Here is a 22,296-nt window from a genome sequence, read left to right as displayed (position 1 = left end):
CACACTATGAGCAAAACACATTTAACAGAACAGAAGTTTTCCGACTTCGCCCTGCACCCAAAGGTGATAGAAGCCCTTGAAAATAAAGGCTTTCATAACTGTACGCCCATTCAGGCCCTCGCGCTGCCGCTAACGCTGGCTGGTCGTGATGTTGCCGGGCAGGCGCAAACCGGTACCGGAAAAACGATGGCGTTCCTGACGTCAACGTTTCATTATCTTCTCTCTCATCCCGCGATTGCCGATCGCAAGGTGAACCAACCGCGTGCGTTAATTATGGCGCCAACGCGTGAATTAGCCGTGCAGATCCACGCCGATGCCGAGCCGCTGGCACAGACCACTGGTCTGAAATTAGGCCTGGCGTATGGCGGCGACGGTTACGATAAACAGCTGAAAGTGCTGGAAAGCGGCGTCGATATTCTTATCGGCACGACCGGTCGTCTCATCGACTATGCAAAACAGAACCACATTAATCTGGGCGCGATTCAGGTCGTGGTGCTGGATGAAGCCGATCGTATGTACGATCTGGGCTTTATTAAAGATATCCGTTGGCTGTTCCGTCGTATGCCGCCAACCACCCAACGTCTGAACATGCTGTTTTCTGCAACCCTCTCATACCGCGTTCGCGAACTGGCGTTCGAACAGATGAATAACGCTGAGTACGTTGAAGTCGAACCGGAACAGAAAACTGGCCACCGCATTAAAGAAGAGCTCTTCTACCCTTCCAACGAAGAGAAAATGCGTTTGCTGCAAACGCTGATTGAAGAAGAGTGGCCAGATCGCGCCATTGTTTTTGCTAACACCAAGCATCGTTGTGAAGATATCTGGGGCAGCCTTGCTGCGGACGGTCATCGCGTCGGTCTGCTGACCGGTGACGTAGCACAGAAAAAACGTCTGCGTATTCTTGATGAGTTCACCCGTGGCGATCTCGACATTCTCGTTGCGACGGATGTCGCTGCGCGTGGCCTGCATATCCCAGCAGTAACGCACGTATTTAACTATGACCTGCCGGATGACTGTGAAGATTACGTTCACCGAATCGGTCGTACCGGACGTGCTGGCGCAAGCGGTCACTCTATCAGCCTGGCTTGTGAAGAGTACGCGCTGAATTTACCCGCAATCGAGACCTATATCGGCCACTCGATTCCGGTCAGCAAATATAACCCGGATGCGCTGATGACCGATCTGCCGAAGCCGTTGCGCTTAACGCGCCCGCGTACAGGCAATGGCCCACGCCGTACCGGTGGTGCTCCGCGTAATCGTCGTCGTTCAGGTTAAGAAAAGTTATGCCATACACAAAATCATTCAGCCTGTATCAAGGCGGCAAGAAAACGAATCCCGATGAGCTTATTTTAGTAAATGATTCGGGTGAGAGAACGCAGCCAACACAGATACAGGTTGAAGGATGAAGTGTATGAATTCTACTTCGCTGTATGCAGCAATCGATCTCGGCTCGAATAGTTTTCATATGCTGGTTGTACGCGAGGTGGCAGGAAGCATCCAGACGCTCACGCGTATCAAACGCAAAGTGCGTCTGGCCGCTGGACTCAACGGTGACAACGAGCTCTCTGTTGAAGCGATGGAGCGCGGCTGGCAATGCTTGCGCTTGTTTGCAGAACGTCTGCAGGATATTCCGCATCCTCAAATCCGCGTGGTCGCCACGGCAACATTACGCATCGCCGTAAATGCCGATGTGTTTATTGCTAAAGCGCAAGAGATCCTTGGCTGCCCTGTCCAGGTAATTAGCGGTGAAGAAGAAGCGCGACTGATTTATCAAGGTGTGGCCCACACAACCGGCGGTGCCGATCAGCGTCTGGTTGTGGATATTGGTGGCGCCAGCACTGAATTAGTCACCGGTTCCGGCGCACAAACCACCTCTCTGTTCAGCCTGTCGATGGGCTGCGTCACCTGGCTCGAACGTTATTTTACCGATCGTAATCTGGCACAGGATAACTTTGACGAGGCAGAGAAGGCCGCACGTGAAGTTCTGCGCCCGGTCGCCGACAAACTGCGTTTTCATGGCTGGAAAGTTTGCGTTGGTGCCTCTGGTACCGTCCAGGCGTTGCAGGAAATCATGATGGCGCAGGGTATGGATGAGCGCATTACGCTGGCCAAACTTCAGCAGCTTAAGCAGCGCGCCATTCACTGCGGTCGTCTGGAAGAGCTGGAAATCGAAGGGTTAACGCTGGAACGTGCGCTGGTTTTCCCCAGCGGGCTGGCCATTCTGATTGCTATTTTCACCGAACTGAACATTCAATGCATGACCCTGGCCGGCGGCGCATTACGTGAAGGTCTGGTCTACGGCATGCTGCATCTGGCGGTGGATCAGGATATTCGTAGCCGCACATTACGCAATATCCAGCGTCGCTTTATGGTCGATACAGAGCAAGCACATCGCGTTGCCAATTTAGCGACTAAATTTCTCGATCAGGTAGAAAAAAAGTGGCATCTTGAACCGATTAGCCGCGAACTACTGATTAGTTCCTGTCAGCTGCATGAAATTGGCCTGAGCGTTGATTTTAAACAGGCACCACAGCATGCCGCTTATCTGGTGCGCAATCTCGATCTCCCGGGTTTTACCCCTGCGCAAAAGAAACTGCTAGCAACGCTGTTACTCAACCAGACCAACCCCGTCGATCTCTCTTCGCTCCACCAGCAAAACGCAGTGCCACCGCGCATCGCGGAGCATCTTTGCCGTTTGCTACGTTTGGCGATCATCTTCGCCAGCCGTCGCCGTGACGATCTTGTGCCGGAAATTCAAATGGATGCAAGAAACGAGCACCTGACGGTCACGCTACCAGAAGGCTGGCTGGAACATCATCCGCTGGGTAAAGAGTTAATCGATCAGGAAAGTCAGTGGCAAAGCTATGTCCACTGGCCGCTGGACGTTCATTAGATGTTGGTTGCCGGATAGCGCGCGTTTACACGTATCCGGCCTACAGAATACCTACTTTGCTTTGGCTTTCGCCATCATTGCCCGAATATTAGCGATGCTTGCCTGCCCTTTTTGCATCCGCTCCTCAGCGCTCACCACTTTACGCTCTTGTTCCCAGATAACGTCATCCTGTGGCAGCTCCAGGAGGAAACGACTCGGTTCCGGACGCACCAGCTCACCATACTGACGACGCTCTTTACACAGAGTGAAGATGAGTTCTTTCTGTGCACGCGTAATCCCTACGTAAGCCAGACGACGTTCTTCGTCGATATTGTCTTCATCGATACTGCTCTGGTGCGGCAAAAATCCTTCTTCCATTCCCACCATAAACACGTAAGGGAACTCCAGCCCTTTTGAGGCATGCAGCGTCATCAACTGCACCTGATCCAGCTCTTCTTCGCTCTCTCCACGCTCCATCATGTCGCGCAGGGTAAAGCGGGTAACTACCTGGGTCAGGGTCATCGGCTCTTCCAGCTCACTGCCTTCCAGCATCTCCGTCATCCAGCTGAACAGCGTATTGACGTTTTTCATACGCATTTCAGCCGCTTTCGGGCTCGGCGAGGTTTCATACAGCCAGGATTCGTAATCAATACCGTGGATAAGATCGCGCACAGCGGCAACCGGTTCGCGCTCCGCCAGGCGCTGAATTTCACCCAGCCAGTGCGTAAAGCGGGTCAGAGAGTCATACCCGCGCCCGGTCAGAGTCTGGCTAAGCCCCATATCAAAGCTGGCGGTAAACAGGCTTTTATTACGCGTCATCGCCCATTCACCCAACTTTTGCAGCGTGGCTGGACCGATTTCACGCTTTGGCGTGTTTACGATGCGCAAAAATGCGCTGTCGTCATCCGGGTTGCTCAGCACACGCAGGTAGGCCAGCAGATCTTTAATCTCCGGACGCGAGAAGAACGACGTTCCGCCGGAAATTTTGTACGGGATACGGTTCTGCATCAGAAACTTTTCGAACACGCGCGACTGATGATTACCGCGATAAAGAATGGCGTAGTCTTTATATTGCGTCTTGTTCACAAAGTGATGGGCAATTAATTCCCCGGTCACACGTTCGGCTTCATGCTCTTCATTATTTGCGCTCAGTACCTTCAGCTCAGCACCGTAACCCAACTCGGAAAAGAGCCGCTTTTCAAAGACGTGTGGATTGTTCGCAATGAGGATGTTCGCCGCCTTAAGGATGCGACCTGATGAACGGTAGTTTTGCTCCAGCTTCACCACCTGTAAAGCCGGAAAATCTTTGCTCAACAGTACCAGGTTCTGCGGACGGGCGCCGCGCCAGGAGTAGATCGACTGATCGTCATCGCCCACGACGGTAAAGCGCGCACGTTTCCCTACCAGCAACTTCACCAGCTCATACTGGCTGGTGTTGGTATCCTGATATTCATCCACCAGCAGGTAGCGGATTCTGTTTTGCCAGCGCTCACGCACTTCTTCATTGCGCTGTAGCAGCAGAGTAGGAAGCAGGATAAGATCGTCAAAATCGAGGACGTTACACGCCTTCATATGCGCGTCATACAGACCATAGCAGTGGGCAAAAATACGATCGCGCTCGCCCTTTGCGCTGGCTGCCGCCTGCGCCGGAGTCATCAGATCGTTTTTCCAGTTGGAGATCGTCGAGATCAGCTGCTGGAGAATAAGCTTATCGTCTTCGATTAGCCCTTCGGTCAGTTCCTTAAGCAAGGCCACCTGGTCAGTATCGTCAAACAACGAGAAGTTAGACTTCATCCCCAGCGCCGCGTATTCACGCTTAATGATATCCAGTCCCAGGGTGTGGAAGGTGGAGATCATCAACCCACGCGCCTCTTTACGACCCAGCGTTTGCGCCACGCGCTCTTTCATCTCGCGCGCAGCCTTATTGGTAAAGGTCACTGCCGCAATATGTCGTGCCTGATAGCCACATTCACGGATAAGATGGGCTATTTTGTTGGTGATAACACGCGTCTTGCCGGAACCCGCTCCCGCCAGCACCAGGCAAGGTCCGGTGACGAATTCGACGGCTTGTTGTTGTCCGGGGTTCAAACGCATAAGGGATTGCTCAATCTGTAAACACGGGGGAGGTGGATTGTAGCAGAAAGAGGGAGAAAAAGAGTAACTGGCTACCCCTGTGAGTAGCCAGAAAATCGGGTCAATCAGGAAGCCGTCGCGGCTAGTGGTGTATAGCCGTTGCGCTGCGCGCTCTTGATCCAGCTGTAGGATCCCATCACCGCGATTGCCGTCAGCAGGACATACTCAAGCGACATGGCGTAAACGCCCTGCACCGCGTAAATAACCACGCTAATCACGTCGATAAGCACCCACAGCAGCCAGTTTTCGACGAATTTGCGCGTCATCAGTACCATGGCCGCAATCGACAACACCAGCATGGTGGAATCCCAGAACGGGAAGGCATCGGGCTGAAGGTCAGGCATCGCGACCGGTATACCTATCATTTGTAGCAGTGCAATCATAATGCGGGTAAGCGCTGCAAACACCGGATCGATAAACAGCGTCATCAAAACTATCGCCACCGCACAAACGCCGCCCAGTACCAGGGTTTGCTGACGGGAAAGCCAACGTACCTTGAGCGCAGCTTCCTGCGCCTCGTTTTGTCGGCTCCACGCATACCAACCGTAAATGTTAGCGGCGAAGAAAAACACCTGTAGCAACAAGCTGGCATAGAGCTGAATCTGGAAAAAGATTGCTGCAAACAGCGTGACGTTAATCAGGCCAAACAGGTAATTGATGATTTTTTCCCGGCTGGCACACCAGATACATAACAGACCAAATACGGTACCAATGGCTTCAATCCAAGATAGTGCATAGCCGCCTTCGCCGAGAGGAATGTTGACCATTACATTGTTAATGCTAAAAAAGTCCATCACTGACCTCCTTGCTGACTATCGGAATGAATGGCGCGTAGCGCCAGGGTAATTTGCCGTTCTTCGCCCTGTTGGCACAACGTTTCCTGCTGGACATAATCATTGATACTGCTATCCAGACAACCGTTGTGGGCAACCACCACATTGAGTAATGACGCCGTACGTAACCCGCGCAGCGCACCGATGGTCATCAAAGCGGCACTTTCCATATCCGCACCCAGAACGCCGAGTGCCGACCACTGCGCATCCAGTTCCGCTTCCCGGTCGGTATAAAAACTATCGTGGCTGCGCACCAGGCCGCATGTGGCGGGAATATTCATCTGCCGCGCTTGCGCCATCAGTTCCCAGGTTAACTGCGGGTCGGCGCAGGCCGGATAGCCCGCAGGCGCATAGGTACGGCTGGTCCCGTCATCCGTTACCGCGGCATGGGCGATAATCACGTCACCAAGCGCAAGATTATCCTGCAATGCCCCGCAGCTACCGATACGAATCAGGGTCTTTACACCGATTTGACGCAGTTCTTCAATGGCAATAGCCGTAGACGGTCCACCTATTCCGGTAGAGAGCACTAAAATCTCGATCCCCTGATACCAACCTCGCGCGGCGCGAAACTCACGGTTTTGACCAAGCGATTCTGGGTTATCAAGAAAATTGGCGATGCGATCGACCCGCAACGGGTCTCCCGGCAGCAGCGCATAGCGTGCGCCTGTCATCTCCTTGCTTAACTGGATATGGGGTTGCAGCGACATTCTCCCGCCTCCTTCACTCTTGCGGTTATCCGATATCAGCCTCCCGCTTTAATTTTTCAGGGGCTGACAACACAATACTTTCACCATCGGTATCAATAATCTGTAACGCTTTCAGGTCATGTAAAATACGGTTAATACTGCGTGTCGTCGCCGCCAGTTCCTGACTGAGGTTTAGCTTATCCAGCAAAATTTCATTCGTGCCATCTTGTTGATAACGCAGCCATAACGCCTGGCACACTCGCTGATACAGCGAGTAAAGATTGTCGCTGCTGGCCTTTTTCGACAGCTGGTAATATTGCTGACTAAAGAAGCGAAGCATCCGCTGGTTAAAATGGTTATCTAACGCCAGCCAGCGGCTGAAGTATTCCTGCGATAAGCTCAGAAGCTGCACATGTCCTACCGCCACTACCGAACAGATGTAATGGCGCGACTCAAAAATCTCGAGTTCGCCCAGCATATCGCCTTTCCGGTAGCGGGCTTGACGATAACGACGTCCATCTTCAGCCTCATAGAAAACATCGACTTCACCGGCAATAATCAGCGAAAAACGCTGACATATTTCCCCCTGCCGACAGATAAAGGCACCGCGTTGGATCTCTTCAAAACGCCAGCGCTGCATGATGTCCAGAGGGCAATATTTCAATAATTCATAGAGCTGTGGATCGCGAACAATATCACCCAGCCCGGTAAGCCATCCGACTGAAAATTCAGTTTTTTTCATTGTATCCATGATATCTCGCTCCATGGCTGTAGGGACAGGACGGAGGTCCCCGGCAAAAGGGAATGCGGCAGAGAAAATGTCGCTCATCTCCCGTTTCCATACATCAGGCGAGACATCTGTCCCGCGATGGCGAAGAGTATATGTCCACGACTAAGACGGGTGATAAAGTAATGGGACATCTTTGAGACATGAGAACAAAATAATGGCTAAGAGCGCGGCAGCCCTACATATCCTGGTAAAAGAAGAGAAATTAGCTCTGGAGATCCTGAGCAAGCTGGATCGCGGTATTAGCTTCGATCATTTGGCAAAACGCTATTCTCGCTGCCCCTCTGGGCGCAACGGAGGCGATCTGGGCGAGTTCAAACAGGGGATGATGGTGGGACCATTTGATGCCGCTGTGTTTAGCTGCCCACTGCTTAAACCTTACGGGCCTGTAAAAACCAAATTTGGCTACCACATCATCAAAGTGCTGTATCGACGGTAAGCCATGCTAAAATCGCGAGCCTTACAGACCCCCTTTTGAAGGCACGATCATGGCAAAAACAGCAGCAGCAGTGCATATCCTTGTTAAAGAAGAGAAACTGGCATTGGATCTTCTGGAACAGATTAAAAACGGCGCCGACTTCGGCAAACTGGCGAAGAAACACTCCATCTGCCCATCAGGCAAACGCGGCGGTGATTTAGGCGAATTCCGTCAGGGCCAGATGGTTCCGGCGTTCGATAAAGTGGTCTTTTCCTGCCCTGTGCTGGAGCCAACCGGCCCGCTGCACACTCAGTTCGGTTACCACATCATTAAAGTGCTGTACCGTAACTAATAGAAAGCCCGGTGTTTAAACACCGGGCTTTTTTTGCCGGATAGCGCTTCGCTTATCCGGCCTACGAAGCGCTGTTGATATGCCATTCCTCTATGAGGAATTATCCTGCGACCGCAATGCGCTTCATATCGGTCATGTAGCCACGCAGTTTCTGGCCCACTTTCTCGATAGCATGGCCGCGAATCGCATCGTTCACGTCACGCAGCTGCGCGTTGTCTACCGCGCCTTCAGCAATCGCTTTGCCCAGGTCGCCGGTCTGCAGGGTGGTCATGAACTCTTTCAGCAGCGGTACGCAAGCGTAAGAGAACAGGTAGTTGCCGTATTCTGCGGTATCAGAGATAACCACGTTCATTTCGTACAGACGCTTACGGGCAATAGTGTTGGCGATCAGCGGCAGTTCGTGCAGTGATTCGTAGTAAGCAGATTCTTCGATGATGCCGGAATCCACCATGGTTTCGAACGCCAGCTCAACGCCCGCTTTCACCATCGCAATCATCAGAACGCCTTTATCAAAGTATTCCTGCTCGCCGATTTTACCGTCGAACTGGGCAGCGGTTTCGAACGCGGTTTTGCCGGTCTCTTCACGCCAGGTCAGCAGTTTCTTATCGTCGTTGGCCCAGTCAGCCATCATGCCGGAAGAGAATTCACCGGAGATGATGTCGTCCATGTGTTTCTGGAACAGCGGCGCCATGATCTCTTTCAGCTGTTCGGACAGCGCGTAAGCACGCAGTTTCGCCGGGTTAGACAGACGGTCCATCATCAGAGTGATGCCGCCCTGCTTCAGCGCTTCGGTGATGGTTTCCCAGCCGAACTGAATCAGTTTTTCAGCATATGCCGGGTCAGTACCTTCTTCTACCAGCTTATCGAAGCACAGCAGAGAACCGGCCTGCAGCATACCGCAAAGGATAGTCTGCTCACCCATCAGGTCAGATTTCACTTCCGCCACGAAGGAGGACTCCAGTACGCCAGCACGGTGACCGCCGGTGGCCGCAGCCCAGGCTTTAGCAATCGCCATGCCTTCGCCTTTCGGATCGTTTTCCGGGTGAACGGCGATCAGCGTAGGTACGCCGAAACCACGTTTGTACTCTTCACGCACTTCTGTACCCGGACATTTCGGTGCCACCATCACAACAGTGATGTCTTTACGGATCTGCTCGCCAACTTCCACGATGTTGAAGCCGTGGGAGTAACCCAGCGCTGCACCGTCTTTCATCAGCGGCTGTACAGAACGCACAACGTCGGAGTGCTGCTTGTCCGGAGTCAGGTTAACCACCAGATCAGCCTGCGGGATCAGCTCTTCGTAGGTACCCACTTTGAAGCCGTTTTCGGTCGCTTTACGCCAGGAAGCACGCTTCTCAGCAATGGCTTCTTTACGCAGTGCGTAGGAGATATCCAGACCGGAGTCACGCATGTTCAGGCCCTGGTTCAGACCCTGGGCGCCACAGCCGACGATGACCACTTTTTTACCCTGAAGGTAGCTCGCACCATCGGCGAATTCGTCGCGACCCATAAAGCGACATTTACCCAGCTGTGCCAGCTGCTGGCGCAGGTTCAGTGTATTAAAGTAGTTAGCCATGATGGTGTACTCCGTGATGTTGTGTTGTGGTGCTTATTATTCGGTTCGCAGATTTGTATTTGCGAGATTGAATCCACATTACAACAGGAAATTTATTGCGGAAATTGATATATTCACAACGTCACATTGCAATTTATGCAACGTAGAAAATCGGAGGCTCGTCTGTGGATTTACGCGATCTGAAAATGTTCCTGCATTTGGCTGAAAGTCGTCACTTTGGCCGCAGCGCGCGGGCAATGCACGTCAGCCCATCCACGCTTTCCCGACAGATTCAGCGCCTCGAAGAAGACCTCAGCCAGCCGCTGTTTGTGCGCGATAACCGTACGGTTACGCTAACCGAAGCCGGTGAAGAGCTGCGCGTGTTTGCCCAACAGACGCTGTTGCAGTACCAGCAGTTACGCCACACTCTCGATCAACAAGGGCCGTCGCTGTCAGGCGAACTGCATATTTTCTGTTCGGTAACTGCCGCCTACAGCCATCTGCCGCCAATCCTTGACCGTTTCCGCGCCGAGCATCCGTCAGTGGAAATTAAGCTCACCACCGGCGACGCCGCCGATGCGATGGATAAAGTGGTCACTGGTGAAGCCGATCTGGCGATTGCCGGTAAGCCCGAAACACTGCCTGGCGCGGTGGCGTTCTCGATGCTGGAGAATCTGACGGTTGTGTTGATCGCTCCGGCGTTGCCCTGCCCGGTGCGTAATCAGGTATCAGTCGATAAGCCGGACTGGTCGACGGTGCCGTTTATCATGGCCGATCAAGGTCCAGTACGCCGCCGTATCGAGCTGTGGTTCCGCCGTCACAAAATCAGCAACCCATCGATTTACGCCACGGTGGGTGGCCACGAAGCGATGGTCTCAATGGTGGCGCTGGGCTGCGGCGTGGCGCTGCTGCCGGAAGTGGTGCTAGAAAACAGCCCGGAGCCGGTGCGTAATCGCGTGATGATTTTAGAGCGAAGTGACGAAAAAACACCGTTCGAGCTTGGCGTCTGCGCGCCGAAAAAGCGGCTGCATGAACCGCTGATCGACGCGTTTTGGAAGATTGTTCTGGAACGTAAATCCGCAGAGTAGCGCCAGCGTCAGGTCTAAAATCAGTGGTAGATTCAGTATTGGCGCTCCTTTTCTGTATAATGTCGTGATCCATTGTAGTGGGGGGCTTGTTAACCATCGCGTTAAGCAGGCCAGAACAGACGGTGTCATTGCGCACTTGACAGCGAAAATACAAACTTAATTAGCCATCATTATGATAATCAAACCAAAAATTCGTGGATTCATCTGTACAACGACCCATCCGACTGGCTGCAAAGTCAACGTGGAAAAGCAGATCGAGTATGTTAAGCAGAACGGGAAAATCGAGAACGGCCCGTCTCGCGTGCTGGTGATCGGTGCTTCCACCGGTTACGGTCTGGCTTCCAGAATTTCCGCCGCCTTTGGCAGCGGTGCCGCCACTATCGGCGTATTTTTCGAAAAACCGGGCACGGATACCAAACCAGGTTCCGCAGGCTGGTATAACTCTGCAGCTTTCGACGAAGCAGCCAAGCGTGAAGGTCTGTACTCCAAGAGCATCAACGGCGATGCGTTCTCTGACGAATGCCGTGATGAAGTGATCAAACTGATCAAAGAAGACCTGGGTCAGATTGACCTGGTGGTTTACTCACTGGCTTCCCCAGTGCGTAAAATGCCGAAAACCGGTGAAATCGTCCGTTCAGCGCTGAAGCCAATCGGTGAGGTTTACACCTCTAAAGCGATCGATACCAACAAAGATCAGATCATCACCGCCAGCATTGAGCCGGCAACCGAAGAAGAAGTTCAGAACACCGTCACCGTCATGGGCGGCGAAGACTGGGAACTGTGGATGGGCGCGCTGAGCGAAGCGGGCGTGCTGGCTGATGGCGTGAAAACCGTAGCCTACTCCTACATCGGTACCGACCTGACCTGGCCAATCTACTGGCACGGCGCGCTGGGCAAAGCGAAAGAAGACCTCGATCGCGCGGCGGGAGAACTGCGTAACCAGCTGGCACCGCTGAACGGTTCCGCTAACGTTGCCGTACTGAAGTCCGTCATCACCCAGGCATCTTCTGCGATTCCGGTAATGCCACTGTACATCTCCATGGTCTTCAAGCTGATGAAAGCGCAGGGGATTCACGAAGGTTGTATTGAGCAGATCAACCGTCTGATGACCACCAGCCTGTACGGCGATAAAGTGGCGCTTGATGACAACCAGCGTATCCGTATGGATGACTGGGAACTGCGTGACGACATTCAGCAGGCATGTCGCGATCTGTGGCCGCTGATCACTACCGAAAACCTGGCGCAAGAAACTGACTATGCAGGATACAAGCAGGAATTCCTGAATCTGTTCGGTTTTGCCCTCGACGGTGTGGATTACGATGCTGACGTGAATACCGAAGTCGAATTCGACGTTATCACGCTGTAATCTGCTGATACAGTAGCAAAAAGGGTTCATGTTTTTACATGAACCCTTTTTTAATGGCTGTCGTTAACCCGCCAGGAAGAACCTGAACGCCGGGTTATGTGTTTCATCATGACAGTCATAACCCAGTTCATTCAGCCGCGTTTCGAAATCAGGCTCGTGTTCACCCAACTCAAACGCCGCCAGCACACGACCATAGTCAGTGCCGTGACTGCGATAGTGGAACAATGAAATATTCCAGTGCGTCCCTAGGGTATGCAGGAATTTGAGCAACGCCCCCGGCGACTCCGGAAATTCGAAGCTATAAAGACGTTCCTGTAAGGGTTTAGACGGACGTCCACCGACCATATAGCGCACGTGTAGCTTCGCCATCTCGTCATCAGACAGATCCACCACGCTATAGCCGCCCTCATTGAGCAGTTGCAGGATTTCCTTACGCTCTTCCAGTCCACGGCTCAGACGTACGCCGACAAAAATGCAGGCGTCTTTCGCATCCGCAAAGCGGTAGTTAAACTCGGTCACCGAGCGCCCGCCCAGCAGTTGGCAAAACTTCAGGAAGCTGCCCTTTTCTTCCGGGATGGTCACGGCGAGCAAGGCTTCGCGCTGTTCCCCCAGCTCGCAACGTTCGGAAACGTAGCGCAGGCCGTGGAAGTTAACGTTAGCGCCGGAAAGAACATGCGCCAGACGCTCACCGCGAATATTATGCTGGGCGATGTATTTTTTCATCCCCGCCAGCGCCAGCGCCCCGGAAGGCTCCGCCACCGCGCGTACATCTTCGAACAGGTCTTTCATTGCCGCGCAAATAGCATCGCTATCCACGGTAATAATATCGTCGAGGTATTCCTGGCACAGACGGAAGGTTTCATCGCCAATACGTTTCACCGCCACGCCTTCGGCAAAGAGACCAACACGCGGCAGATCCACCGGATGACCGGCATCCAGCGCCGCTTTCAGACAGGCCGAATCTTCCGCTTCCACGGCAATCACTTTGATTTGCGGCATCAGCTGTTTTATCAGCACTGCCACGCCCGCCGCCAGACCACCGCCGCCAACTGGCACAAAAACGCGGTCAAGGTGAGCATCCTGCTGAAGTAACTCCAGCGCCAGCGTGCCCTGTCCGGCAATCACCATCGGATGATCGAACGGCGGCACCCAGGTAAAACCCTGCTGCTGCGACAATTCAATCGCTTTGGCTTTGGCTTCATCAAAGTTCGCGCCGTGCAGCAGCACTTCTCCGCCGAAGCCGCGAACGGCATCGACTTTGATATCGGCGGTAGCCGTTGGCATGACAATCAGCGCCTTCACGCCTAATCGCGCAGAAGAGAAAGCGACGCCCTGAGCATGATTACCAGCCGATGCGGTAATGACGCCATGCGCTTTTTGCTCTTCGGTCAAGCCCGCCATCATGGCATAGGCACCGCGTAGCTTGAAGCTGTGAACGGGTTGACGGTCTTCGCGCTTCACCAGAATGACGTTGTCGAGGCGCGAAGAGAGTTTTTCCATTTTCTGTAGCGGCGTTACCTGTGCCGCTTCGTATACCGGCGCACGCAGTACCGCTCTGAGATACTCGGCGCCCTCAGGAGCGCCGGATAGAGGTTGTGAATCCGCCATGGTCATTATCCCCCGAGCTTCGACTTATCGCGCACCGCACCTTTGTCGGCACTGGTTGCCAGGCTGGCGTAGGCGCGCAGTGCAAAGGAGACCTGACGCTGACGATCTTTTGGCGTCCAGGCTTTGTCACCGCGAGCTTCCTGCGCTTCACGGCGCGCAGCGATTTCCGCATCACTCAGTTGAAGTTGAATACCACGATTCGGGATATCGATGGCAATCATGTCACCATCTTCGATAATCGCGATATTACCGCCGCTGGCCGCTTCCGGAGAAACGTGACCAATGGAAAGCCCCGAAGTACCGCCGGAGAAACGACCGTCGGTAATCAGCGCGCAAGCCTTACCGAGGCCCATCGATTTCAGGAAGGTGGTTGGGTAGAGCATTTCCTGCATGCCTGGTCCGCCTTTCGGCCCTTCGTAGCGAATGACAACCACGTCGCCAGCCACCACTTTACCGCCGAGGATGGCTTCAACCGCATCGTCCTGGCTTTCATACACTTTTGCCGGGCCGGTGAATTTCAGGATGCTGTCATCCACGCCTGCGGTTTTTACAATACAGCCGTTTTCCGCGAAGTTACCGTACAGAACTGCCAGACCGCCGTCTTTGCTGTAAGCGTGCTCCAGCGAGCGAATGCAGCCTTCAGCGCGGTCGTCATCCAGCGTATCCCAACGGCAGTCCTGTGAGAACGCCTGGGTAGTACGAATGCCGGCCGGGCCTGCACGGAACATTTTTTTCACCGCGTCGTCTTTGGTCAACATCACGTCATACCGATCGAGCGTTTGCGGCAGAGTCAGCCCCAGCACGTTTTTCACGTCGCGGTTCAGCAGTCCAGCACGATCCAGTTCGCCTAAAATACCCAGTACGCCGCCTGCGCGGTGCACGTCTTCCATATGGTATTTCTGCGTACTCGGCGCCACTTTACACAGCTGCGGGACTTTGCGGGACAGCTTGTCGATATCACTCATGGTGAAGTCGATTTCCGCTTCCTGCGCGGCCGCCAGTAGGTGCAGAACGGTATTGGTGGAGCCGCCCATGGCGATATCCAGCGTCATGGCGTTCTCAAACGCTGCCTTGCTGGCAATGTTGCGCGGCAGCGCGGAAGCATCGTCCTGCTCATAATAACGTTTGGTCAGCTCGACGATGCGCTGGCCTGCGGTGAGGAACAGTTCTTTACGGTCGGCGTGAGTCGCCAACAGCGAACCGTTACCCGGCTGCGACAAGCCCAGCGCTTCGGTCAGGCAGTTCATCGAGTTAGCGGTGAACATACCGGAACAGGAGCCGCAGGTTGGGCAAGCGGAACGTTCAACCTGCTCGCTTTGTGAGTCGGAAACTTTCGGGTCAGCGCCCTGAATCATCGCATCAACCAGGTCGAGCTTGATGATTTGGTCAGAGAGCTTAGTTTTCCCGGCTTCCATCGGGCCGCCGGAAACGAAGATAACCGGGATGTTCAGGCGCAGAGAGGCCATTAACATCCCGGGGGTGATTTTATCGCAGTTGGAGATGCAGACCATCGCATCGGCGCAGTGGGCGTTAACCATGTACTCAACGGAGTCAGCGATCAGCTCACGCGACGGCAGTGAATACAGCATGCCGCCATGGCCCATGGCGATACCATCATCCACAGCAATGGTGTTGAACTCTTTCGCCACGCCGCCTGAGGCTTCGATTTGTTCGGCAACCAGCTTACCGAGATCGCGCAGGTGGACGTGACCCGGCACAAACTGGGTAAAGGAGTTCACCACAGCGATAATCGGTTTACCGAAGTCATCATCGGTCATCCCGGTGGCGCGCCACAATGCGCGGGCACCCGCCATATTGCGGCCGTGGGTGGTGGTGGCAGAACGATACTTAGGCATGCTTGATTAACTCCCGTCTGTCTTTCCCCTGCATACTTCACGCCGCAGGTGCGTTGGCCGCCTCGCTCACCCCAGTCACTTACTACAGTAAGCTCCAGGGACTTGCTGCGTTGCCGTCTTCCTGCAACGTGAATTATTTTGGGGAAATATTAATTTTGTTATTGGTTTACTGAATCCAACCAGCCGTATTTATCTTCCGTTTCACCGGTGAAGAGGCCAAAGAAGGCCTGCTGGATGCGTTTGGTGACCGGACCGCAGCGGCCTTCACCTACCTGGATACCATCGACACTGCGTACTGGGGTGATTTCGGCCGCGGTACCGGACATGAACACTTCATCGGCCAGGTACAGTGATTCACGAGACAGCACCTGCTCACGTACTTCGATATCGAGATCTTTCGCCAGCTTAATGATCGCATCACGAGTGATACCCGGCAGCGCGGAAGAGGTAAACGGCGGGGTAAACAGAATGCCGTCTTTTACTTCAAACAGGTTTTCGCCCGCACCTTCGGAGATGTAGCCATTCACATCCAGCGCAATGCCTTCCTGATAGCCATGACGACGCGCTTCGCTACCCACCAGTAGCGAAGACAGATAGTTACCACCCGCTTTAGCAGCAGTAGGGATGGTGTTCGGCGCCACGCGGTTCCAGGATGAAACCATCGCGTCGATCCCCTGCTCCAGCGCTTCTGCACCAAGGTAAGCACCCCACGGGAACGCGGCGATGATCACGTCGGTGGTGTATCCCGCTGGCGGGTTAACGCCCATCCCCACGTCACCAACAAACACCAGCGGACGGATATAGGCGCTGGTCAGATTGTTTTTACGAATCACCTCGCGGCAAGCTTCCATCAGCTCATCAACGCTCTGAGAAACCGGAAAACGATAGATCTTGGCTGAATCACGCAGACGCTGCATATGTTCGCGATGACGGAACACCACCGGCCCTTTGTGAGAATCGTAGCAACGGATGCCTTCGAATACTGAAGTACCGTAGTGCAGCGCGTGGGACATCACGTGAACCTTCGCGTCTTCCCAACGAATCATCTCGCCATTAGACCAAATGTAATCAGCTTTTTTCGTCGTCATTTTTCTTCCTTTTGCGCTCAGGCGCGGATTTGTTGTGATGTGGTTGTGCTCTGGCAGATAGCAACATGTGCAACGTCTACCAGTTTACTTAACTGACTAAACAGTAAGTCGACCGACCGGGGGCTGGCAACGGTCAATTCGATATTTATATTTTGCGCATCGCTGGCGGCTTCCATATTCATGGAGCACACCTGAAAACCGCGATGGCGTACCACGCGTAAAACACGTTCTAACGTTTCCGGATTGAAACGAGCCTCAACGGCGACCTGATGTTGCATCATGATAATTTCTCCAGCATTTCTGAGTTACTGGCACCTGGCGGTACCAGAGGCCAGACATTCTCAAGTTCGTCGATTGAGACATGAAGCAGGTATGGCCCCTCGCTGTTCAGCATGGTGTCGAGTGCCGCTTCAACCTGGTCTTTACGGGTGATGTGTTGACCTGGTATGCCGAAGGCGCTGGCCAACATGAGGAAATCGGGGTTATCGGTAAGGGTGGTTTCGCTATAACGTTCCTGGAAAAACAGCTGCTGCCATTGTCGCACCATGCCTAACCGCTGGTTGTCGAGTAAAACTATTTTCAGCGGCAACTGCTTGCGTTTTATGGTGCCCAGCTCCTGTACATTCATCATGAAGGAGCCGTCACCGGAGATACAGATTACCGTATCGTTCGGGCGAGCAACCTGCGCACCAACCGCTGCTGGCAGGCCAAAGCCCATCGTACCCAGACCGCTCGAGGTGATGAAATTTTCCGGGCGGGTGTAGGTCATATGCTGCGCCGACCACATCTGATGCTGACCAACATCCGTTGTCACTACGCTGTCCGTGGGTTTGCGATCGGACAACTGCTTCAACAACAGTGGCGCGTAGATAGCCTCACCGGGATGATCATAGCGCCAGGTATGCTCTGTGCGCAGTTCAGCGCTATGCTGACGCCATGCGTCAATCTTCAGAGATTGCTGCAATGCCGGCAGCAGAGAATTTAAATCACCCTGCAATGCTACGTGCGCCTGACGCAGCTTGTTCATTTCCGCAGGGTCGATATCCATGTGGATCACGCTGGCGTTCGGTGCGAAGGTATTCAGCTTACCGGTCACCCGGTCATCAAAACGCGCGCCCACTGCAATCAGTAAATCACATTCTTGCACCGCGAAATTTGCCGCTTTAGTGCCATGCATTCCCAACATACCCAAATAGTATGGGTAGTCAGCTTCTACTGCGCCCAGACCTTTCAGCGTGCAGGCGACCGGCATTTGGGTTACCGCGATAAATTCACGCAGGGCCGGGACCGCCTGCGCCATACCAACGCCGCCACCGACGTACAGGATCGGTTTTTGCGCCTGCGCCAGCATTTTACGTGCCTGCTCAACGTCAGCGTGCGGGAAATCCTCTACGTTTTCGACGGTCGTAAAATACGGCTCCAGCGTACCGCTGGCCAGCTGGATGTCTTTCGGGATATCAACCAGAACCGGACCCGGACGACCGGAGTTCGCCACAGCGAAAGCCTCTGCCATAATGCGCGGCAGCTCTTCCAGTGACTGCACCAGGAAACTGTGTTTGGTGCAGGACAAAGACATACCCAGAACGTCCACTTCCTGAAACGCATCCGTTCCGATGAAAGGTGAGGCCACCTGACCGGTGATCGCCACCACAGGAACAGAATCTAACAGCGCATCGGCAAGTCCGGTGATCAGGTTGGTAGCGCCAGGACCTGAAGTGGCGATACACACGCCGGTTTTACCGGTCGCACGGGCATAGCCAATTGCCGCCATTGCCGCGCCCTGCTCGTGTCGGCACAACAGGTGTTCTACGCCGCCGTCATACAACGCATCGTAAACCGGCATAATTGCGCCACCAGGATAACCAAAGACGGTTTGAACCCCTTGTGCACGCAACGCATGTACCACCCACTGTGCCCCATTCATAGTTACATCCCCGCCGTAAATCTTGAGAAACAGAATTTTATGCTACCGTTCACTTTCTGCTCCTCGTGTATGTTTTTAAGGTCAAAAAAAACCCCCGGACCTTTCGGTGCGGGGGTCTTAGTTCGTTAAGGCTTGTTTTCTAAGCCTTTCCTCGTCCAAGTGCAGCCCCGCACGGTGGGATAATAATCACCACCACGCTAATCACGACCAGGCTAATCACTCGTAGAAGGGCTGTCATTTTTGTATTTTCTTGCATCTTGTTCGAAGGAATACCTAAAGAGTTACCATAGAATTTGCAAATGACACAAGATATTTTTTTATTCGTTTTTCTGACGCCGTTAACGGTTTAGATAAATATCGTTGTTTTTTATACAAAAAATCAAAAGTGAAAATATTTCACGTTTCAGGTGACTCTCGGCAACCCGTTCCCTACTAAAAACGTTATTCAAAAGCGTTTGCGAGCGCTATTCCAGGCTTTATGCAAGCAGTATTGAGCTACATAAAAACACAGGAATAAGCCTCTAAAAACCGTAATTATGTGAAATCTTGCCGCGATGTATTGCGACATAATACTTTCATCAGGAGGGCTTATGTCACTATCGATTGTTCACACACGCGCTGCGCTGGGCGTGAATGCGCCAGCCATTACCATCGAGGTACATATCAGCAATGGTTTGCCTGGTTTAACCATGGTGGGATTACCCGAAACAACGGTAAAAGAGGCTCGCGATCGAGTTCGCAGTGCGATTATTAATAGCGGTTATGAATTCCCGGCGAAGAAGATAACCATAAACCTCGCTCCGGCCGATCTCCCGAAAGAAGGGGGACGATATGATTTACCTATCGCAGTTGCGCTTCTGGCAGCGTCTGAGCAGCTTACAACCCATAACCTCGATACATATGAGCTGGTAGGCGAATTAGCGCTTACAGGCGCGTTACGCGGCGTTCCCGGTGCGATATCAAGTGCAACTGAAGCTATTCGCGCAGGCAGGAGAATTATTGTCGCAAAAGAGAATGCAGCTGAAGTGGGACTGATACACGGTGAAGGGTGCCTGATAGCCGATCATCTACAGACCGTATGCGCATTTCTCGAAGGTAAGCATGATTTAGACAGACCATCATCGGCAGATTTTACCCCCTGCGCATTAGCAGATGATCTGAGCGATGTTATCGGCCAGGAACAGGGTAAACGCGGGCTGGAGCTTACCGCAGCTGGTGGTCATAACCTCTTACTCATCGGGCCGCCGGGAACGGGTAAGACCATGCTGGCCAGTCGCCTGAGAGGATTGCTTCCGCCACTGAGCAATGATGAAGCACTGGAAAGCGCCGCGATTCTAAGTCTGGTCAATTCCGACACGCTACAAAAACAGTGGAAACAACGCCCTTTTCGTTCGCCACATCACAGTGCTTCATTAACTGCCATGGTCGGTGGCGGCTCTATTCCTGCGCCAGGCGAGATATCTCTGGCGCATAACGGCATACTGTTTCTGGATGAACTTCCCGAGTTTGAGCGGCGCACGCTGGATGCACTGCGAGAGCCCATTGAGTCCGGGCAGATTCATTTATCCCGCACTCGGGCAAAAATAACTTACCCCGCGCGTTTTCAGCTTATTGCTGCCATGAATCCTAGCCCAACAGGACATTATCAGGGGAACCATAACCGCTGTACCCCAGAGCAGACGCTACGCTACCTCAATCGATTATCAGGTCCATTTCTTGACCGCTTCGATCTCTCCCTCGAAATCCCCTTACCGCCGCCCGGCATACTCAGCCAGAGCCAGGTAAAAGGGGAAGATAGCGCAACGGTGAAGCAACGCGTTATAGCAGCACGAGAGCGTCAGTATCGGCGGCAGAATAAGTTAAATGCGCAACTGGACAGTCAGGATATCCATAAATACTGTCCACTGCGTAGCGACGATGCGCAGTGGCTTGAAGAAACGCTCGCGCATCTCGGATTATCCATCCGCGCCTGGTTACGCCTGATAAAGGTCGCTCGAACGATCGCGGATATAGAACAATCTGACCATATATCTCGCCAGCACTTACAGGAGGCTGTTGGGTATCGGGCGATAGACAGATTACTCATTCATTTGCAGAAACTACTGGCATAAAAAAAGGGCTTTCGCCCTTTTTTATTAATCATCAGATTCGGTGTAGTCTTCCGCACCTTCCACCTGAGGTTTCCCGCCAGACAGCGTGTGGAAGCGTTTTGGACGCTTAATGCGCGTCATGTATTTGGACCACACACGTTCAGCTTCGGTAACCGGTTGGCGCTCACCACGGCATACCGCAACAAACAGTTTTTCTTCTTCCGTTACCGGCTCACGCTTGCCCAGATCCAGCTCGTTGAAAGCATAACCGTGACGCTCAAGCAGTTGTGCTTCTTTAATGGTGAAATCACCATGACGGGAGAATCCGCGGGGATAATATTTATTATCGAAATATCGATTAGTCGTCGTAAAGCTTTCCGCCATCCTGCACGCTCCTAATTCTTTGGCCGAGCTATTTATGGCGCGGAGTATTAGTTACGCTTGACAGAGCGTCAAACAAAAGATTTAAATCATAACGACAAATAATTTTATGGAGCGAGTTGTGGATACGGAATTGTTAAAAACTTTCCTGGAAGTTAGCCGGACACGCCACTTTGGCAGGGCTGCTGAAGCGCTCTATCTGACCCAATCAGCGGTTAGTTTTCGGATCAGACAACTGGAAAATCAATTGGGTGTAAACCTGTTCACCCGACACAGAAACAATATCCGCTTAACCGCTGCAGGTGAAAAATTATTACCTTACGCTGAAACGCTGATGAATACGTGGCAAGCAGCACGTAAGGAGGTTGCGAATACCTCGCGGCATAACGAGTTTTCTATTGGTGCCAGCGCATCCCTCTGGGAATGCATGCTTAATGGCTGGCTGGGGCGTTTGTACCAATCCCAGGAGCCGCAATCCAGCCTGCAATTTGAAGCGAGGATCGCGCAGCGACAGTCGTTAGTAAAACAGCTTCATGAGCGACAGCTTGATCTATTGATTACTACCGAAACGCCCAAAATGGACGAATTTAGCAGCCAACTGTTGGGATATTTCACGCTGGCGCTCTATTGCAGTTCTCCTTCACAAACCAAAGATGAACTGAATTATCTGCGTCTGGAATGGGGACCTGACTTTCAGCAACACGAGGCTGGATTGATTGCGGGAGATGAAGTGCCGGTACTTACCACCAGTTCGGCAGAATTAGCCAGGCAGCAACTTTCAGTCCTCAAAGGTTTTAGCTGGCTACCGGTCAGCTGGGCTAAAGGTAAAAGCGATCTCCATACGGTTACCGGCAGTACAACGCTTTCACGCCCGTTATATGCAGTTTGGCTGCAAAATAGCGATAAACATGCGCTGATTTGCGATCTGCTGAGAACGAATATTCTGGAAGATTAAGGAAAACGCTGGCAAGGATGCCGGGAGTAAAATAGAAAGGAGGAAAAACTCAAATTACAGGTAAAAAAAAATCCTTAGCAATAATGCTAAGGATTGTTTCTGGCAGGGGCGGAGAGACTCGAACTCGCGACACCCGGTTTTGGAGACCGGTGCTCTACCAACTGAGCTACGCCCCTAAATCTTCTTATCATTAAGCCTGCTTAGTAGCAGGCTTAATTTTCTAATAAGTGGCGGAACGGACGGGACTCGAACCCGCGACCCCCTGCGTGACAGGCAGGTATTCTAACCAACTGAACTACCG

20 protein-coding genes and 1 tRNA gene are annotated in these 22,296 nt (G+C 52.9%); 8 read left to right on the top strand and 13 right to left on the bottom strand.

What is annotated here, in order from left to right:
* Positions 1–6: 6 nt before the first annotated feature.
* Positions 7–1,275 carry an ATP-dependent RNA helicase RhlB gene (rhlB, locus tag OGY33_RS20880; RefSeq protein WP_003829013.1) on the top strand — a complete coding sequence of 423 codons (1,269 nt, stop codon included), beginning with the start codon at positions 7–9 and terminating at the stop codon, positions 1,273–1,275.
* 136 nt (positions 1,276–1,411) lie between these two features.
* Entirely contained in the window at positions 1,412–2,893 is a 1,482-nt protein-coding gene (gppA, locus tag OGY33_RS20875) for a guanosine-5'-triphosphate,3'-diphosphate diphosphatase (RefSeq protein ID WP_191238981.1), read from the top strand.
* Positions 2,894–2,944: 51 nt separating this feature from the next.
* Here gppA and rep read toward each other — a convergent pair whose 3' ends face one another.
* The 4 genes from rep to OGY33_RS20855 form a co-directional block, all read right to left on the bottom strand.
* The gene (gene rep / locus OGY33_RS20870) at positions 2,945–4,966 is read right to left on the bottom strand and encodes a DNA helicase Rep (RefSeq protein ID WP_003829018.1); all 2,022 of its coding nucleotides are present in this window, start codon (positions 4,964–4,966) and stop codon (positions 2,945–2,947) included.
* Positions 4,967–5,070: 104 nt separating this feature from the next.
* Positions 5,071–5,799, bottom strand: coding sequence for a nicotinamide riboside transporter PnuC (gene pnuC, locus OGY33_RS20865; protein WP_128612342.1), 729 nt, complete (start codon positions 5,797–5,799; stop codon positions 5,071–5,073).
* Positions 5,799–6,548 (bottom strand): nucleoside phosphorylase, encoded by a 750-nt coding sequence (locus OGY33_RS20860; RefSeq protein ID WP_048227515.1) that lies wholly within the window; start codon positions 6,546–6,548, stop codon positions 5,799–5,801. Before OGY33_RS20860 ends, pnuC begins: the two co-directional genes overlap by 1 nt.
* A gap of 25 nt (positions 6,549–6,573) precedes the next feature.
* A complete protein-coding gene (locus OGY33_RS20855; RefSeq protein ID WP_191238982.1) occupies positions 6,574–7,278 on the bottom strand; it encodes a Crp/Fnr family transcriptional regulator in 705 nt (234 codons plus the stop codon).
* A gap of 193 nt (positions 7,279–7,471) precedes the next feature.
* Here OGY33_RS20855 and ppiC (OGY33_RS20850) point away from each other — a divergent pair, with 193 nt between their 5' ends.
* Both ppiC (OGY33_RS20850) and ppiC (OGY33_RS20845) read left to right on the top strand, forming a co-directional pair.
* Positions 7,472–7,753 carry a peptidylprolyl isomerase PpiC gene (gene ppiC / locus OGY33_RS20850; protein WP_038634595.1) on the top strand — a complete coding sequence of 94 codons (282 nt, stop codon included), beginning with the start codon at positions 7,472–7,474 and terminating at the stop codon, positions 7,751–7,753.
* Between the two features lie 49 nt (positions 7,754–7,802).
* Positions 7,803–8,084, top strand: a complete 282-nt coding sequence (ppiC, locus tag OGY33_RS20845) for a peptidylprolyl isomerase PpiC (protein ID WP_003017999.1) — start codon at positions 7,803–7,805, stop codon at positions 8,082–8,084.
* A gap of 100 nt (positions 8,085–8,184) precedes the next feature.
* On the opposite strand, the gene ilvC is transcribed toward ppiC (OGY33_RS20845), so the two are convergent.
* Positions 8,185–9,660 (bottom strand): ketol-acid reductoisomerase, encoded by a 1,476-nt coding sequence (gene ilvC, locus OGY33_RS20840; protein WP_003829020.1) that lies wholly within the window; start codon positions 9,658–9,660, stop codon positions 8,185–8,187.
* Between the two features lie 164 nt (positions 9,661–9,824).
* Here ilvC and ilvY point away from each other — a divergent pair, with 164 nt between their 5' ends.
* Together ilvY and fabV are read left to right on the top strand one after the other, a co-directional pair.
* The gene (gene ilvY, locus OGY33_RS20835; protein WP_191238983.1) at positions 9,825–10,727 is read left to right on the top strand and encodes an HTH-type transcriptional activator IlvY; all 903 of its coding nucleotides are present in this window, start codon (positions 9,825–9,827) and stop codon (positions 10,725–10,727) included.
* 172 nt (positions 10,728–10,899) lie between these two features.
* The gene (gene fabV, locus OGY33_RS20830) at positions 10,900–12,093 is read left to right on the top strand and encodes an enoyl-ACP reductase FabV (protein ID WP_008787067.1); all 1,194 of its coding nucleotides are present in this window, start codon (positions 10,900–10,902) and stop codon (positions 12,091–12,093) included.
* Between the two features lie 63 nt (positions 12,094–12,156).
* Here the strand turns inward: fabV and ilvA are convergent, their stop codons facing one another.
* From ilvA to ilvL, 6 genes are all read right to left on the bottom strand, one after another.
* The gene (gene ilvA, locus OGY33_RS20825) at positions 12,157–13,701 is read right to left on the bottom strand and encodes a threonine ammonia-lyase, biosynthetic (RefSeq protein ID WP_003018007.1); all 1,545 of its coding nucleotides are present in this window, start codon (positions 13,699–13,701) and stop codon (positions 12,157–12,159) included.
* A 5-nt stretch (positions 13,702–13,706) separates the two neighbouring features.
* Positions 13,707–15,557 (bottom strand): dihydroxy-acid dehydratase, encoded by a 1,851-nt coding sequence (ilvD, locus tag OGY33_RS20820; RefSeq protein ID WP_008787065.1) that lies wholly within the window; start codon positions 15,555–15,557, stop codon positions 13,707–13,709.
* Between the two features lie 158 nt (positions 15,558–15,715).
* Positions 15,716–16,645, bottom strand: a complete 930-nt coding sequence (locus OGY33_RS20815; protein ID WP_003829030.1) for a branched-chain amino acid transaminase — start codon at positions 16,643–16,645, stop codon at positions 15,716–15,718.
* Between the two features lie 17 nt (positions 16,646–16,662).
* A complete protein-coding gene (gene ilvM / locus OGY33_RS20810; protein ID WP_003018017.1) occupies positions 16,663–16,926 on the bottom strand; it encodes an acetolactate synthase 2 small subunit in 264 nt (87 codons plus the stop codon).
* A complete protein-coding gene (gene ilvG, locus OGY33_RS20805) occupies positions 16,923–18,569 on the bottom strand; it encodes an acetolactate synthase 2 catalytic subunit (RefSeq protein WP_191238984.1) in 1,647 nt (548 codons plus the stop codon). Before ilvG ends, ilvM begins: the two co-directional genes overlap by 4 nt.
* A gap of 139 nt (positions 18,570–18,708) precedes the next feature.
* On the bottom strand, positions 18,709–18,807 hold the full coding sequence (gene ilvL, locus OGY33_RS20800) for an ilv operon leader peptide (RefSeq protein WP_001311244.1): 99 nt from the start codon (positions 18,805–18,807) through the stop codon (positions 18,709–18,711).
* A 352-nt stretch (positions 18,808–19,159) separates the two neighbouring features.
* Between ilvL and OGY33_RS20795 the strand changes: the two genes are divergently transcribed.
* A complete protein-coding gene (locus OGY33_RS20795; RefSeq protein ID WP_191238985.1) occupies positions 19,160–20,680 on the top strand; it encodes a YifB family Mg chelatase-like AAA ATPase in 1,521 nt (506 codons plus the stop codon).
* 24 nt (positions 20,681–20,704) lie between these two features.
* On the opposite strand, the gene maoP is transcribed toward OGY33_RS20795, so the two are convergent.
* Complete coding sequence (gene maoP / locus OGY33_RS20790; protein WP_191238986.1) at positions 20,705–21,043, bottom strand: macrodomain Ori organization protein MaoP; 339 nt, start codon at positions 21,041–21,043, stop codon at positions 20,705–20,707.
* Between the two features lie 106 nt (positions 21,044–21,149).
* Here maoP and hdfR point away from each other — a divergent pair, with 106 nt between their 5' ends.
* Positions 21,150–21,995 (top strand): HTH-type transcriptional regulator HdfR, encoded by an 846-nt coding sequence (gene hdfR, locus OGY33_RS20785; protein ID WP_191238987.1) that lies wholly within the window; start codon positions 21,150–21,152, stop codon positions 21,993–21,995.
* Positions 21,996–22,095: 100 nt separating this feature from the next.
* Here hdfR and OGY33_RS20780 read toward each other — a convergent pair.
* Positions 22,096–22,171: transfer RNA gene (locus tag OGY33_RS20780), tRNA-Trp, on the bottom strand.
* Positions 22,172–22,296 lie beyond the last annotated feature (125 nt).

It is taken from the genome of Citrobacter sp. Cpo032 (genome assembly GCF_030332975.1).
Classification (GTDB): domain Bacteria; phylum Pseudomonadota; class Gammaproteobacteria; order Enterobacterales; family Enterobacteriaceae; genus Citrobacter; species Citrobacter portucalensis.
Note: the sequence above shows the minus strand (reverse complement) of the source record. Positions and strands in the feature narration are given on the sequence as shown.